Annotated in this window: 15 protein-coding genes and 1 pseudogene; 7 read left to right on the top strand and 9 right to left on the bottom strand. The window is 64.5% G+C overall.

Annotated features, from left to right (window positions below; all coding sequences use genetic code 11):
* Positions 1-1,791 carry a peptide ABC transporter substrate-binding protein gene (locus tag UB31_RS13815; RefSeq protein WP_045005412.1) on the bottom strand — a complete coding sequence of 597 codons (1,791 nt, stop codon included), beginning with the start codon at positions 1,789-1,791 and terminating at the stop codon, positions 1-3.
* Positions 1,792-2,051: 260 nt separating this feature from the next.
* Entirely contained in the window at positions 2,052-3,470 is a 1,419-nt protein-coding gene (locus tag UB31_RS13810; RefSeq protein ID WP_045011220.1) for a M20 family metallopeptidase, read from the bottom strand.
* Positions 3,471-3,763: 293 nt separating this feature from the next.
* Between UB31_RS13810 and UB31_RS13805 the strand changes: the two genes are divergently transcribed.
* From UB31_RS13805 to UB31_RS13795, 3 genes are all read left to right on the top strand, one after another.
* The gene (locus UB31_RS13805; protein ID WP_045005418.1) at positions 3,764-4,735 is read left to right on the top strand and encodes a S1C family serine protease; all 972 of its coding nucleotides are present in this window, start codon (positions 3,764-3,766) and stop codon (positions 4,733-4,735) included.
* A gap of 21 nt (positions 4,736-4,756) precedes the next feature.
* Positions 4,757-5,827, top strand: a complete 1,071-nt coding sequence (locus UB31_RS13800) for a carboxylesterase family protein (protein WP_045011219.1) — start codon at positions 4,757-4,759, stop codon at positions 5,825-5,827.
* Between the two features lie 82 nt (positions 5,828-5,909).
* Entirely contained in the window at positions 5,910-6,116 is a 207-nt protein-coding gene (locus UB31_RS13795) for a hypothetical protein (protein WP_045005422.1), read from the top strand.
* A 79-nt stretch (positions 6,117-6,195) separates the two neighbouring features.
* Here UB31_RS13795 and UB31_RS13790 read toward each other — a convergent pair whose 3' ends face one another.
* The 4 genes from UB31_RS13790 to UB31_RS13775 form a co-directional block, all read right to left on the bottom strand.
* A complete protein-coding gene (locus tag UB31_RS13790) occupies positions 6,196-6,855 on the bottom strand; it encodes a DsbA family protein (protein ID WP_045005424.1) in 660 nt (219 codons plus the stop codon).
* A gap of 87 nt (positions 6,856-6,942) precedes the next feature.
* Positions 6,943-7,665 (bottom strand): LrgB family protein, encoded by a 723-nt coding sequence (locus UB31_RS13785; RefSeq protein ID WP_045005426.1) that lies wholly within the window; start codon positions 7,663-7,665, stop codon positions 6,943-6,945.
* Positions 7,662-8,045 (bottom strand): CidA/LrgA family protein, encoded by a 384-nt coding sequence (locus UB31_RS13780; RefSeq protein WP_045011218.1) that lies wholly within the window; start codon positions 8,043-8,045, stop codon positions 7,662-7,664. The genes UB31_RS13785 and UB31_RS13780 overlap by 4 nt, the downstream gene beginning before the upstream one ends.
* 42 nt (positions 8,046-8,087) lie before the next feature.
* The gene (locus UB31_RS13775) at positions 8,088-8,564 is read right to left on the bottom strand and encodes a PaaI family thioesterase (RefSeq protein WP_045011217.1); all 477 of its coding nucleotides are present in this window, start codon (positions 8,562-8,564) and stop codon (positions 8,088-8,090) included.
* Between the two features lie 95 nt (positions 8,565-8,659).
* On the opposite strand from UB31_RS13775, the gene UB31_RS13770 reads away from it, so the two are divergent.
* Positions 8,660-9,208: a TetR/AcrR family transcriptional regulator gene (locus UB31_RS13770; RefSeq protein ID WP_045005432.1), complete on the top strand. Its 549-nt coding sequence runs from the start codon at positions 8,660-8,662 to the stop codon at positions 9,206-9,208.
* A 148-nt stretch (positions 9,209-9,356) separates the two neighbouring features.
* Here UB31_RS13770 and UB31_RS13765 read toward each other — a convergent pair whose 3' ends face one another.
* Positions 9,357-9,857, bottom strand: a complete 501-nt coding sequence (locus UB31_RS13765; protein WP_045011216.1) for a hypothetical protein — start codon at positions 9,855-9,857, stop codon at positions 9,357-9,359.
* 187 nt (positions 9,858-10,044) lie between these two features.
* Here UB31_RS13765 and UB31_RS13760 point away from each other — a divergent pair, with 187 nt between their 5' ends.
* A complete protein-coding gene (locus UB31_RS13760; RefSeq protein ID WP_045005435.1) occupies positions 10,045-10,320 on the top strand; it encodes a PsiF family protein in 276 nt (91 codons plus the stop codon).
* A gap of 100 nt (positions 10,321-10,420) precedes the next feature.
* On the top strand, positions 10,421-11,506 hold the full coding sequence (locus tag UB31_RS13755) for an AbrB family transcriptional regulator (protein WP_045005437.1): 1,086 nt from the start codon (positions 10,421-10,423) through the stop codon (positions 11,504-11,506).
* On the opposite strand, the gene UB31_RS13750 is transcribed toward UB31_RS13755, so the two are convergent.
* The gene (locus UB31_RS13750; RefSeq protein WP_045011215.1) at positions 11,503-12,135 is read right to left on the bottom strand and encodes a pyridoxamine 5'-phosphate oxidase family protein; all 633 of its coding nucleotides are present in this window, start codon (positions 12,133-12,135) and stop codon (positions 11,503-11,505) included. The two genes, UB31_RS13755 and UB31_RS13750, sit on opposite strands and share 4 nt — an antisense overlap.
* 121 nt (positions 12,136-12,256) lie before the next feature.
* On the opposite strand from UB31_RS13750, the pseudogene UB31_RS13745 reads away from it, so the two are divergent.
* Positions 12,257-13,141, top strand: a pseudogene (locus tag UB31_RS13745) (LysR family transcriptional regulator).
* 6 nt (positions 13,142-13,147) lie between these two features.
* Here UB31_RS13745 and UB31_RS13740 read toward each other — a convergent pair.
* A complete protein-coding gene (locus tag UB31_RS13740; RefSeq protein WP_045011214.1) occupies positions 13,148-13,567 on the bottom strand; it encodes a PaaI family thioesterase in 420 nt (139 codons plus the stop codon).
* Positions 13,568-13,601 lie beyond the last annotated feature (34 nt).

Here is a 13,601-nt window from a genome sequence, read left to right as displayed (position 1 = left end):
TCAGGCCTCCCGGTACCAGTCCTGGAGATTATCCAGGTCGTTGGCCCAGCCGCTGACCACCGGATGCAGCGTGTTGGACGCGGCGCCCACCTTGATGCGATGCATCACTGGAATCATCACGTTGTCCTGCCACATCCAATCGTTGCATTTGATGTAGAGGTCGGCGCGCTTGAGCGGATCGATCTCGTTCTCGGCGGCATCGATCGCGGCATCATAATCCTTGTTCATCCAGCGCGGAAAATTCTGGCCCTGCCACTTGTTCTCCTTGGTGGCGACATAGCGCGAGTGATAGCGGCGCATGGCCAAGGCCGGATCGGGCTGCGCCATCGGGATCTGGAACATCTCGATGTCGGCATAAAAGTGGGCGTAAGTGTCGGGGTTGGCGACATCGGAGGAGAAGAACACGGAGGCGACGACCGATTTCAGCTCCATGTCGATGCCGGCCTTCTGGCAGGCCTGCTTGACGATCGCCTGGGTCTTCTGCCGCGGCCCGTTGATCGAGGTCTGGAACAAGAGCTTCAGCTTCTTGCCATCCTTCTCGCGGATGCCGTCAGCGCCGACTTTCCAGCCCACCTCGTCCAGCAGCGCGCCCGCCTTCTCGACGCTGAACTCCCATTTGGTGTTCTTGGACACGAACTCCTCGGGGCCGTTGAGGTAGTTCGCGGTGGTGCGGCCCGCGCGACCGTAGATCGCCTTCTTGACGGAATCACGGTCAACCAGCATCGCGAGCGCCTGGCGCACCTTCGGCTCCGACAGGATCGGATGCTTGGTCTTCAGCGACGAGCGCTCGCCGTCGACCTCGGTGTTGGGATCGGTGAAGTTGACGGCAATGAACTCGATATCGCCACCGATCGCATAGATGGTCTTGCCCTTGCCGCCCTTCTCGAGACGCAGCAGCACTTCGTCCTCGACCTGCATATTCCAGGCATAGTCATATTCGCCGGTCTGGATGATGGCGCGGGCCGCCGAGACGGCATCACCGCCGCCCTTGAGCTCGATCGAATCGAAATAGGGCCGGTTGGCCATGTGATAATCGGGGTTGATCTCGCCGCGGATCAGGTCGCCCGGCTTGAACTCGACGAATTTGTAGGGACCGGTGCCGACCGGCTTGAGATTGTTCGGCGCCTCGCGCGACTTGCCGCCCTTGTACTCCGCAAACAGATGTTTCGGGATGATGCAGCCATAGGCGCCGACGAATGCATTGGCCCAGAACGGAGTCGGATTCTTGAACAGGATACGGATGGTGAGGTCATCGACCTTTTCCACCGTGATGTCGGCGTAAGAGCCGACGCTCACAGCCGCGGTCGCGGGATCGGTGGCATATTCCCAGTTGAAGACGAGGTCGTCGGCAGTCACCGGCTTGCCGTCATGCCATTTGACGCCGGGCTTGAGCTTCCATACGACCGATTTCGCGTCGGCGGCGAGGCCGCCGTTCTTGAGCGAGGGGATTTCGGCGGCGAGGATCGGGTTGAGATGGCCTTCCTCGTCCCAGCTCGCGAGGGGTTCGTAGAAGATGCGCGAGCCGTCCTGGTCCTTGGTGCCGGTGGCGAAATGCGGATTGAGCAACGTGGGGCCCTGCCACCACAACAGCTTCAGCGGGCCGCCGCCGCCACGCTTGGTCGGTTTGTAGACGTTGGGGCTTTGCGCCATCGCCACCCCGCCGATGGCGAGGATCTGGTTCGCAAGGGGAGCGGTGAGGCCGACGGCAGCCAGGCGCTGGATGAAGGCTCGGCGATCCATCCGCCCGTCCTTCACGTCGCCGATCATCGAACGCAGTTCTTTATCCAGCATGGTTGTCCCCGTCCTGGTTTCGTATGGATGCAGGCGGCCGCGCGGCGGCCGCCGGGTTTTGGCTGGCGGTAGATGGCACACTGAATAGGGCAGACGTCAACTGCGACCGTGTGTATGCAAACGGTCTTCTGGCTGTCCGTTGGGCAAAATTGCGTACCGCAGCCCAAGCGTTCGGCATTCCGGCGTCAAAACGCGCCGGAATCCGCGTTGCACTGCGCAAAATTTGTTCGCCAGATCAGACGAAGTATCGAGACGGAATTCTACACCACGGACATATCGAGCGGCGGCGCGACATGGTCCGGCAGCGGGCAGACATAGGGCGTCTTGGTCGTCCGCTTCGTCAGGTCCGCTTTCGCGGCCTCGATCAGCTTCGGTTCCGTCAACGCCTTGATGCCGAGGCCGGCCATGGCCTTGGCCGCCTGCACCATGGCCTTGTGAGCATGCGGGCTCTTGCCCTGCGCCACTACCTGCCAGGTATGGAAAGGCGTGCCGATTGCAACCGTCGGTGCATGGACCTGAACGGTCGGCACCACCCAGCTCACATCGCCCACATCCGTGGAGCCGACCAGCGGGTTGCGCTTGGCATCCAACGGCACCAGGAAGTCGGCCAGCGGCCGATCGGTCGGCTCCATGCCGATGGCGTAATAGATGGACGCAATGTCCTTGTCGGTCAGCGTCGCGCGGATCTGGCTCGCGAAGCTCTTGTCGGCGTCGTCGAAATGCGGCGGTCCGAGCTCTTCCATGACCCGATGCAGCGCCTGCTCGAGCGGCGTATTCGGCAGGATGTTCGAGACCGCGGAGATGATCTTCATCTCCATCTTGGTCTCGGTCATCAGGGCGGCGCCCTGCGCAATCTTGTTCACGCGCCCCACCAGCTCGTTCATGCCGGGCAGATCACGGGCGCGGATGGAGTAGCGCACCCGCGCATGGGCCTGCACCACGTTGGGGGCGATGCCGCCGGTATCGAGCACCGCGTAATGCACGCGCGCGTCGCTCGGCATGTGCTCGCGCATATAGTTCACGCCGACATTCATCAGCTCCACCGCGTCGAGCGCGGAGCGGCCGAGATGGGGCGAAGCCGCCGCATGCGAGGTACGGCCGGTGAAGATGAAGTCAGCACGAGTGTTGGCGAGCGACGGCGTCACCGCAACTTCCCAAAAACTGTGCGGATGCCAGGTGATGGCGATGTCAGCGTCCTCGAACGCACCGGAGCGCACCATGAACGCCTTGGCCGCGCCACCCTCTTCCGCGGGACAGCCGTAATAGCGCACGCGGCCCGGCACCTTGTTCTCGGCGAGCCAGTCCTTCACCGCGGTCGCGGCAAGCAGCGCCGCGGAGCCGAGCAGATTGTGACCGCAGCCATGGCCGTGGCCGCCGGTCTCGACCGGACGGTGCTCGGCGACGCCGGCCTCCTGGCTGAGGCCCGGCAGCGCGTCATATTCGCCCATGAAGGCGATGACCGGTCCGCCCTCGCCCCACTCGCCCATCACCGCGGTCGGAATGCCGGCGACGTTCTCGGTGATGCGGAAACCCTGGTGGCGCAGCTCAGTGAGATGCTCGGCGGCGGACCGCGCCTCGGTGTAGCACACTTCGGGCATGCCCCAGACCTTGTCGCTGAGGTCGATGAAACGTCCCTTGATGGTGTCGATGCCACGCCAGATGTCGCTGCGATTGTCCATGCTTCGATCCGTGATCCCTTGGTCAAACGAAGCGGCAATGGTTAGCAGCTTCACCCGCGAACGACCAGCGGCTCGCCGGACATCAGCCATGCGGCCGGCGCGACCAAGCCCGGACCAGCGAGCGGCCGCCGAGCATCGGCAGTTCCTGTCACTATCGGTGAATTGGGCCGACAGCGTCTGGAATAGTTGGAGGTCAAGTCTTTCAAGACGGCGGCCCTCGGCCTAAATTACCCGTGCTTCGCGCGTCCACTTTTCGCGGCGAAGGGACCGCGTTCGCAGACCAGGAGACCTCCATGCCCGCTCTGACCGAATGGAGAGTGCCGCCGGCCAATCAGCCGCGCGCGAGCGACTACGGCTTCGACCTCGACCGTGCGCTTGCTTCCGTCGTCGGCCTGCATGCCATCATTCCACCGGACGCCTTCAGCGCCGAGACGCTGGGCACCGAGCGCGCCGGCAACGGCGTCGTGATCGACGACGGGCTGGTGCTGACCATCGGCTATCTCATCACCGAAGCAGAGTCGGTATGGCTGCATCTCGGCGACGGGCGCGTGGTGGAAGGACATGTGCTCGGCTTCGACGCCGTCACCGGCTTCGGCCTGGTGCAGGCGCTCGGCCGGCTCGACATCGAGCCCTTGCCGCTTGGCTCGTCGGCGGAGACCCGGCTCGGCGACCGCGTCGTGGTCGGCGGCGCGGGCGGGCGGACGCGATCGGTCGCGAGCCAGATCGTGGCCAAGCAGGAGTTCGCCGGCTACTGGGAGTATCTGCTCGACGAGGCCTTGTTCACCCATCCCGCCCATCCGAATTGGGGCGGCACCGGACTGATCAATGCGCGCGGCGAGCTGATCGGCATCGGCTCGCTCCAGCTCGAGCGTGAGCGCGATGGCAAGGCCGAGCACGTCAACATGATCGTGCCGATCGACCTGTTGAAGCCGATCCTCGACGATATGCGCAAGTTCGGTCGCGTCAACAAGCCGGCACGGCCCTGGCTCGGGCTCTATTCGACCGAAATCGACAACCGCGTCGTGGTGATCGGAATCTCCGCCAACGGCCCCGCCGCCCGCGCCGAGCTGAAGACCGGCGACGTCATTCTCGCTGTGGACGGCGAGAAGATCACGAGCCAGACGGCCTTCTACCAGAAAATGTGGGGGCTCGGCGCCGCCGGCGTCGATGTGCCGCTCACCGTGCATCACGAGGGCGTCACCTTCGATGTCACGGTGACGTCGACCGATCGCTTCAAGCTGTTGAAGGCGCCGAAGCTGCACTGACTCCAAGCAGAGGAAGCGGCGATGACCGAGGCTGTCGTCGACGACATCGTGGCCGTGTTGCCGCCGTTGCTCAACGCGCTGGAAGCGCTCGGCTTCTTTGGACGGCATCTGCATCCACCGGCCTTCGCTTCCGTGATGAACGCGATCGCCGCGCCGGACGAGGCGCTGCAAGCGGCGCGCGGCGCGATCGGCGAGTGGCCGGAGCAATTTGCCGGTTTGCGCAACCGGCTCGATAGCGCCTGCAACGAAACACTCGCCGCCTTCGCCGGCCTGCGCGAGGTCGAACGCGGCAACGGCGATCTGGTCGCGGTCTTCCGTGCGCTACGCCATGTGCCCCGCGCGCAGGAAGCACTGTATCCGCTGTCGACCCAGTTTCCGCCGGTGAGCAACTTCTTTCTCAACACCGCGACGCGCGACGATGCGATCTTGCTGGCGCAGCTGGCGAAGGGCGCGAACGAGCACACCGGCATCTTCCACGATCACAACGAACCCGGCAGCCGTGGCGGCTTCTCGGTCTATGTGCCCGAATATTATACGCCCGATCGCGCCATGCCGCTGGTGATGGCACTACATGGTGGCAGCGGCAACGGCCGCGGCTTTCTGTGGAGCTGGCTGCGCGACGCCCGCAGTTCTGGCGCGATCCTGGTGGCACCGACCGCGACCGGCCAGACCTGGGCACTGATGGGCGACGACACCGACACGCCCAATCTCATGCGCATCCTCGAAGCCGTGCGCAGCCGCTGGACCATCGATGCTTCGCGCATGCTGCTGACCGGCATGAGCGACGGCGGAACCTTCAGCTACGTCAGCGGGCTCGACGGCGCTTCGCCCTTCACCCATCTTGCGCCGGTGTCGGCGACCTTCCATCCGCTGATGGCGGAAATGGCAGATGCTGCGCGGTTACAGGGCCTGCCGATCTTCATGACCCACGGCAAGCTCGACTGGATGTTTCCGGTGCAGACGGCGCGCCAGACGCAAGCAGCGCTTTCGGCCGCCGGCGCCGACGTTACCTATCGCGAGATCGACGACCTCAGCCACACCTATCCGCGCGAGATCAACGCGGAGCTGGTGCAATGGCTGAATAGAGCGTGAACAACCCGTCCTTAACCGCGCCGCACTGTCGCGGAACCATCACTCCGGGCCGACGTTATCCGCCCGTCACCGGAGGTTCGCCATGCAGACTTTTTTCGGAATGATTTTAGGCGCGCTGCTGCTCGGCTGCGGCGTGTATGTCTATGACTCCATGCAAACGTCGTCGGTCGCCAATGGCGAGGTCGCGACCGCCAATCGCACCATCGTGAACTGGGATGTCGCCAAGGCCGACTGGAACGCGCTGCAAGATCGCGCGCACAAGGACTGGGTCCGGATTTCGTCGAAGTAATCTGCCCGGCAATGAACAAGGCGCCGTCGCGATCCGCGGCGGCGCCTTTGTGCTGGCTGCGATCAGCGCTTCGCCTGCGTCAGTTCATCTTGGCCTTGCGGGCGTCGGCGATGACCTGCTCGAATTCGGCCATGGTGAGCACGCCGGGCACGCGATATTTGCCGACGATGAAGGATGGGGTGCCGCGGAAGCCGAAGGCCTCGGCCTGGTCGTTGTTGCGCTTGAGGACGGCATCGATGTCCTTGGCGCGGTCAGTGAGATCATGCTTCAGACGATCCATATCGACACCGGCGGCCGCGAGCAGCTCGTTGATGCGCGGCTCGGTCAGGCGCGAGCTGACGCCCATCATGGCGTCGTGGGCCTGATGGTACTTGTCTTGATATTTGGCCGCGAGCGCGATCCGTGCGGCCGTGACCGAGACCGGACCGAGGATCGGCCAGTCCTTCATCACCAACCGCACCTTGCCGTCATCCTGAATGACCTGGCGCAGCTCGGGCTCGAGCTTGCGGCAATAGGGGCAGTTGTAATCGGACCATTCGATAATGCTGATGTTGCCGTCGGGATTGCCGGCGACGGGCACGTCGGGATCGCGCAGCACCTTGGCTTCGGTCAGCACCTCGTCATCGTCGGCAGCAGCGCGCGCGAAAGTGGCTCCACCGGCAGCCAACGCGCCGGCCCCGATCAGCGTCAGTGCCGCACGCCGGGTCGGCCCCAAACCCTTGTTCCTGAATCCAGTCATATCTCGTCCCGTTTCGGTCCCATCGCCACAAATACGGCTCGGGACCGGGAATTGTTACCGATCATATAGAGGGTCGTGGCCGCGATGTCATCGCACCAGCAGCGTCACCGCAATCGGCACCAGGAACGAGGTGACCAAGGCGTTCAGGCTCATGGCGATGCCGGAGAATACGCCGGCGATTTCGTCGACCTGGAAAGCGCGGGCCGTACCGATGCCGTGGGCGGCAAGGCCGGCGGCAAAACCGCGAGCCCGGAAATCGGTAACGCCGGTGCGGTTCATCAGCGGCGTCACGATGATCGCGCCCATGATGCCGGTAAGAATGACCGCGACCGCGGCCAGCGAGGGATCGGCATGCAGGGATTCGGCGATGCCCATGGCGACGCCGGCCGTGACCGATTTCGGCGCCAGCGACAGCACCACGTCGCGCGGCAGACCGGCGAACTCGGCCAGCAGCACGACTGACACCACCGCAGTAACCGAGCCCGCGACCAGCGCCACCAGCATCGGCACGATGGAGGCGACGACGCGCTTGCGGTTCTCATAGAGCGGCACGGCGAGCGCGACGGTGGCAGGCCCGAGCAGGAAATGAACGAACTGCGCGCCGGCGAAATAGGTGGTGTAGGACGTGCCGGTCGCGAGCAGGAACGCGCCGATGATCCACATCGCATGCAGCACCGGGTTGGCGAGCGGGTGGCGCCGCGTCGCCAGCGACACCGCGTCCGTGGTCGCATAGACCAACAGCGTCACCGTCAGCCACAGCAGCGGCGATTGCGAGAGATAGACCCAGAGCGAGAACGGATTGTCCGTCATCGCACGTCCTGCTGCCGCAGCAGACGGCTGACCAGACGAAAAGTCAGGACGGTTGCAAGCAGCGTGACGACCACCGAGAGCGCGAGCACCAGGATGATCGCGACGCCGTGGGATGCGAGCAGATCGAGCTTCTGCACCACACCGACACCGGCCGGCACGAACAGCAGCGACAGATGGGCCAGCAGCCCCTTGCTCGTGCTCTCCACGCCGTCGTTTCGCAGCGGCCCGCGCGCGAGCAGCACAAAACGGTCGCGGGCGAGCAGCAGGATCATAAGCAGGAGCAAGCCGAGCACGGGTCCCGGCAACGGCAGGCCGAGGCCGCGAACCACGGCCTCGCCGATCAATTGGCAGAGCAGGATGAGACCGAGACTCGCAAGCATGACGCATCAAGGGATGCACCGGCAGGCTTGTCAATTGCCGCGCTATGCGTGGACTGCCGTCGCGGCCGTTGGAGCCGCAACGCGAGGCAACATCGCCATCAGCGTGCCGGTCATGGTGGCGATCAGCGTGGTCTTGCCGTCGTGCTCGGCAAACGCCTTGGCCTCGCAGAAGGTCAGCGTGCGGCCAGGCTTGATCACGTCGGCCTTGAACACAAAACGCTCGCCGCGGGCGGGCGCCAATAGCGTGGTCTTGAACTCGACGGTGAGGATGTCGGCCTCGTGCGGCATCAGGGTGAAGGCAGCAACGCCGCAGGCATTGTCGAGCCCTGCGGTGATGATGCCGGCATGGACAAAACCGTTCTGTTGCGTGAAAGCCTGCGAATGCAGCATTGCCAGCTCGACCTCGCCCGGTCCAAGGCGGACGATCACGATGCCGAGCGTGCGCATCGCCGGCTGACCGTCGAACATCGCGACGGCCGCCGCGCGGTAGCCAGGGTTTTTCGGCTCGAACGCAGCCATCGCAATTCCCCCTTTATATTTTGATACGGTAGCGTATCAACGCCGGGGCGCGTTAGCAATACGGCACCGTATCAAGAACTGGTGAGGCTTCCTTCATGAGCGACGGCAAGGGCGATGTCTGGGTCGAGGCCGGGTTTACCGAACTGGCTCGCGCAGGCGTCGAGGGGGTGCGGGTCGAGGTGCTCGCCAAGAACCTGGGCGTCACCAAGGGTGGTTTCTACCGCCGTTTCGCCGACCGCTCTGCGCTGCTTGACGTCATGCTGGCGCGCTGGAGCGAGGGTCGCACGGCGGCCATCGCGCAGCAGACCAGCCTCGACGGGCAGGAGCCTCGCGAGCGGCTAAAGGCCATGATCCAGCTCTATTCGGAGCGGCTCAATCCGGAGGGCATGGCGATCGAGCTCGCGATCCGGCAATGGGCGCGTTCCGACGAGAGGGCCGCGGCAGCCGTGACGAGTGTGGATGCGGCGCGGCTCAAGCACGTCGCCGAACTTTATCGGGCGACCGGGCTGGCAGCGGAGGAGGCCGAGGCGCAGGCCTTCCTGTTCTACTGCTTCATCTTCGGCCAGAGCCTCTTGTTCGTCGAGCGCGGCCCGCGCAAGCGGTCACAGCTCGTGGCGAAATCGGCCGAGAAGTTATTAGACTAAAGCGCTATGCGATTAGAATTAATCGCCAACGCGCTTTAGATCATTGTTTGAGCATGATCTTTTCGGAAAACCGCTGCGCACTTTTCCGGATCATGCTCTGGGCGAAATGGCCGGAGCCTTGCTCCGGCCACCGCAACACGTCGAAGCCTCAGGCGGCGCCCTTCAGCTTCTTGTTGCATTCGCTGTAGTAGCCGCCGCCCTTTTCGATCCACTTCAGGCCGGCATTGCCGTTGGTGGTCTTGTTGGCATTGTACTGGTCGACACAGGTGTGCAGGCGAGCCTTGCCAGCGCTCTCCTTGGCGTATTTCGCATCAACCGCGTTCGGGAAGACCGCGTTGCCCATCGGCATCGTCGGCGCCGGGGCGGCTGCGGGAGCCGCTTCCTTCTTCGCAGCCGTCTTCGGCTCGGCAGGAGGCGGGGGTGCAGCCGGGGCCGCCGCCGTCGGTGCCGCGGCCGGCGTTGCGTCGGCACCGCACTGAGCCTTGCGGAAGTCATTCCACTTCGTGGTGCCGAGCGAGCCGTCCTTCTTGGCCGCTTGATATTTCGCGCTGCACTCCTGCGAGGTCAGGGCTTGCGCCGGCGCGGCCACCACCAGCGCCGCAAAGCCCGACGCCGCAACCGCACACAATAATTTCGTTTGTATCGTCATCCTTGGTCTCCCTCAGGGAAGCAAAACGAGGACTGCTATCCTAGCGTGCCGGGGGCTTCCGACAAGGAAGTGATGGCGTTCGGGCCAAAAATATAGTGATCGTGCCGTTCAGCTTTATTCATGTCGCGTTCAGCAACGCGGGCCGAGGTTCTCGCCCCTCCGCAATTCTCGCAAGAAGAGCAACATCATGACCCTCGCCTCCCGCCTCGCCGTCGTCGCGATTGCCTCCCTGTTCGCCACCGGCACCGCCTTCGCGCAGACCGCCGCGCCGGCCGCCAAGACCGATGCTGCCGCGACCACCGACAAGAAGGCGCCGAAGGAGCACTCGGCCGAATCGCTCGAATGCTCCAAGCAGGCCGACGCCAAGGGCTTGCACGGCAAGGAGCGCAAGAAATTCCGCTCCGACTGCATCAAGACCGCCAAGGCCGGCACGGCTGCGCCCGCGGCTGCCGACAAGAAGTAAATCCGTCACAAATCTCCCCGGCCTTTCGGCGGGAGGCGTGCGCATTGCGGCATGACGCAGCCGCAATTGTGCGCCTCTCGCCGATTTGCAATAAGGTGGTGTGAAGCAAATCACCGCCTCCTTGTCGTTCGAATGGCCAAGCCGCGCCAAGCTCTTGAGCACGGCGGAGACGCTTGTCATCGGCGCAGCCGGCGGCCTGGCGTTTCTGGCCGCCGGCCTCCCGGGCGGCTTGATCTCGGGATCGATGATCGCGGTCGGCATAGCTGCGATCGCCGGGCGCCAACTCTCGGTGCCGCCGCTCCTGACCCAGACCGTGCTGGTGCTGCTCGGCATTTCGCTGGGCTCCGTCGTTTCGCGCCATCTGATCCAGCAGGTCAGCGCCTATCCGCTGACCATCGGCCTATTGGCTCTGGCGACATTCTGCTCGACCTTCGGCTCAAGCTACTACCTCCAGCGCGTCCATGGCTGGGACCGCACTTCGGCCTTCCTCGCCGGCAGCCCCGGCGCGCTGTCGCAGATCACGATTCTGGCGGTCGAGCGCGGCGCCGACCTGCCGGGCATCGCGGTGGTGCAGACCATGCGTGTGATCATCCTCACCGCGGCGCTGCCGATGGTGCTGGCGGTCGCGGGGGTGGCGCCGTCCGTCGCGCCGTCGCTGACGACGGCGATCGCCTCGCCGCTCGATCTTCTGGAGCTGGTCGCCGCCTCGCTGGCGGCATCGCTGCTCTTGCGGCTGATCAAATTTCCGGCGAGCTGGATGTTCGGCGCGATGATCGGCTCCAGCGTGCTGCACGGCGCGGGCTGGGTCGAGGGCGGCCTGCCGAACTGGGTGCGCGGCGTGGCGCTGGTCGGTATCGGCGCCTTGATCGGCAGCCGCTTCGCCCGGATGCGGATCAAGACGCTCGCCGGCCACATCAACGCGGCGCTGGGCTCATTCGTCGTGGCCATCGCCGTCTCCGCCGTCTTCGTCGGCATCGTGGCGCTCACCACACAGGTGAAATTCTCCGACGTCGTCGTTGCCTTTGCGCCGGGCGCGATGGACGCCATGCTGGCGCTGGCACTGACGCTGCACATCGACCCGATCTTCGTCGGCGCCCACCACCTCTCGCGCTTCGTGTTCGTGACGATCGCAACGCCAGGCATCGTGCACCTGTTTGGTCGCACGCAGGACGATGTCGACGACTAGCTCTCTTCTCCCGTCGCCTGCCCCTTCAGCGCCGCAACCTGCGCTTCCAGCTCCGCGATGCGCTGATCCCGTGCCGCCAGCGCGGCCGCGACATCCGCGGCGTCGAACTTTTGCGGAATGTGCTGTGGGCAGTTGGTGTCCCAGGCGGCGATCTTGAACACGATCACCTGCTCGGGCCGCGCCCGGTAACCTTTCGGCATCAGGGACTCCGTCAGAGCGTCGTCGTCCTCGATCACGCGCGCCTCGCCCCAGATCTTCACCCGGCGGCGATGGGCGTAGTCCATGATGAAAATGTAGGCCTTGGGATTCTCCGTGAGATTCCCTTGGGAGAGAAATTGCTGGTTGCCGGCGTAGTCGGCAAAGGCGAGCGTCTGCTTGTCCAGCACCTTGAGAAAGCCCTTCGGGCCGCCGCGATGCTGGATGTAGGGCTGCCCGTCCGCCGAGGCGGTAGCGAAATAGAAGCTGTTCGCATCTGCCAGGAACCCAGCCAGTTTCTCGTCGACCTCGGTGCGCCAGCCGTGCTGCTCGGCACGGGCATAGGCCTCGCGCGAGCCTTTGCGGGTCTGGATCGACTTTACGGCCGGCGTAAAGGCCACATCGCTGGCATAAATACGCGCTGCTGCTGTCATCGGACATCTCCTGAAAATTCCGGCGCATCTCTGCGTCTTTCGCTGGCTAAAATGGACCTTTCGACCGCTAAAACAATCAGCCCGCTTGACACTTCATCATTGCAATATATGCAATAATGCTATGGACCGCCTCGAAGCCATGCATGTCTTCGTCACCGTCGCCGACCTACGCGGCTTTGCGCCGGCGGCGCGCAAGCTGCGGCTGTCGCCCTCGGCGGTGACCCGGCTGATCGCGGCGCTGGAAGAACATCTCGGCGCACGGCTGTTGCAGCGGACCACGCGGCAGGTGACGCTGACCGACGTCGGTACGCGCTATCTCGAGCGCGCCCGGCAGATCCTCGCCGATGTCGAAGAGGCCGACGGCTCCGCGCGGGAGGAGCGCAACCGGCCGAGCGGGCGCCTGGTGGTGTCGGCCCCGGTCGGCTTCGGCCGATTGCATGTCGGACCGTTGATGACGGCCTATCTCAAGCGTTATCCCGAGGTCGCCTGCGAATTGCGGCTCTCGGACAACCTCGTCAATCTCGTGGAAGATGCCGTCGACGCCGCGGTGCGGATCGGCCATCTCGCCGATTCCTCGCTGGTCGCGCGCCAGGTCGGCGAGATGCGGCGGATCGTCGTCGCCGCGCCCGGCTACCTGAAGCGCCATGGCGAGCCGAAGACTCCGTAGGCATTGCTGGAGCACCAGACCATCCTGTTCGGCCCCTCGATCGCGTGGCGCTTCCTGCGCGACGGCCACGACTTCGAGGTGACGCCGTCTCCCCGCTTCATCAGCAACAGCGCCGACGCCGCCCTGCAATATGCCGAAGCTGGCGGCGGTGTGACGCGCGTGCTGGCCTATCAGGCCGCCGAGGGCTTGAAGCGCGGGCGGCTGAAAATCGTGCTGGCAAAATACGAGCAGCCGGTGCTGCCGATCCACATCGTCTACCCGACCTCGCGCCTGCTCTCGGCCAAGGTGCGTGCGTTCATCGATCTCGTGGTGGAGACTGCGGAGTGGAAGTTTGGGTGACGAGCGTCACCCCTTCTTCGGCACGACGCGAAACGTACCGCTGGCGCGCGCAATCACGGTGCCGTCGGCCTTGATCAGGCTCTGCGCGAAACAAATCGTGCTGCCGGTCTTGATCGCCTCACCTTCGACCGCAAGCCATTGGCCGATTTCGCCCGCGCCGATATAGTCGACCGACAGCGAGATCGTGACGAACGACGTCGTCCACCCCGTCGCCTGCGCGCAGCTATAGCCCATGGCGGCATCGGCCAGCGCCGCGATTAATCCACCATGGATCAGGCCGCGCGAGTTGGTGTGGGGCGTCGCCAGCCGCAATCCCACAGTGACGCCCTTTTCGGTCTTCCTGGAATAGAGCGGCTCCCAGGGATCTGTGAGCGGTGATTTCCGGAAATGCGGCTCGAAGCCGGCGGGGATGTCCGTGCTAGTCATGGCTGTCTCGCGTCGTTGGCTGAGATCATTGAAC

Source organism: Bradyrhizobium sp. LTSP849 (assembly GCF_000938255.1).
Lineage (GTDB): Bacteria > Pseudomonadota > Alphaproteobacteria > Rhizobiales > Xanthobacteraceae > Bradyrhizobium.
The sequence above is the reverse complement of the archived record's forward strand: the minus strand, read 5'-3'. Positions and strand labels throughout refer to the sequence as shown.

Bases quoted from the DNA above. Each gene is read 5' to 3' on its own strand.
- UB31_RS13770 (WP_045005432.1), top strand. From the start codon at position 8,660: ATGAGCGACGGCAAGGGCGATGTCTGGGTCGAGGCCGGGTTTACCGAA.
- UB31_RS13760 (WP_045005435.1), top strand. From the start codon at position 10,045: ATGACCCTCGCCTCCCGCCTCGCCGTCGTCGCGATTGCCTCCCTGTTC.
- UB31_RS13740 (WP_045011214.1), bottom strand. From the start codon at position 13,567: ATGACTAGCACGGACATCCCCGCCGGCTTCGAGCCGCATTTCCGGAAA.
- UB31_RS13750 (WP_045011215.1), bottom strand. From the start codon at position 12,135: ATGACAGCAGCAGCGCGTATTTATGCCAGCGATGTGGCCTTTACGCCG.
- UB31_RS13790 (WP_045005424.1), bottom strand. From the start codon at position 6,855: ATGACTGGATTCAGGAACAAGGGTTTGGGGCCGACCCGGCGTGCGGCA.
- UB31_RS13800 (WP_045011219.1), top strand. From the start codon at position 4,757: ATGACCGAGGCTGTCGTCGACGACATCGTGGCCGTGTTGCCGCCGTTG.
- UB31_RS13765 (WP_045011216.1), bottom strand. From the start codon at position 9,857: ATGACGATACAAACGAAATTATTGTGTGCGGTTGCGGCGTCGGGCTTT.
- UB31_RS13810 (WP_045011220.1), bottom strand. From the start codon at position 3,470: ATGGACAATCGCAGCGACATCTGGCGTGGCATCGACACCATCAAGGGA.
- UB31_RS13775 (WP_045011217.1), bottom strand. From the start codon at position 8,564: ATGGCTGCGTTCGAGCCGAAAAACCCTGGCTACCGCGCGGCGGCCGTC.
- UB31_RS13780 (WP_045011218.1), bottom strand. From the start codon at position 8,045: ATGCTTGCGAGTCTCGGTCTCATCCTGCTCTGCCAATTGATCGGCGAG.
- UB31_RS13805 (WP_045005418.1), top strand. From the start codon at position 3,764: ATGCCCGCTCTGACCGAATGGAGAGTGCCGCCGGCCAATCAGCCGCGC.
- UB31_RS13815 (WP_045005412.1), bottom strand. From the start codon at position 1,791: ATGCTGGATAAAGAACTGCGTTCGATGATCGGCGACGTGAAGGACGGG.
- UB31_RS13785 (WP_045005426.1), bottom strand. From the start codon at position 7,665: ATGACGGACAATCCGTTCTCGCTCTGGGTCTATCTCTCGCAATCGCCG.
- UB31_RS13795 (WP_045005422.1), top strand. From the start codon at position 5,910: ATGCAGACTTTTTTCGGAATGATTTTAGGCGCGCTGCTGCTCGGCTGC.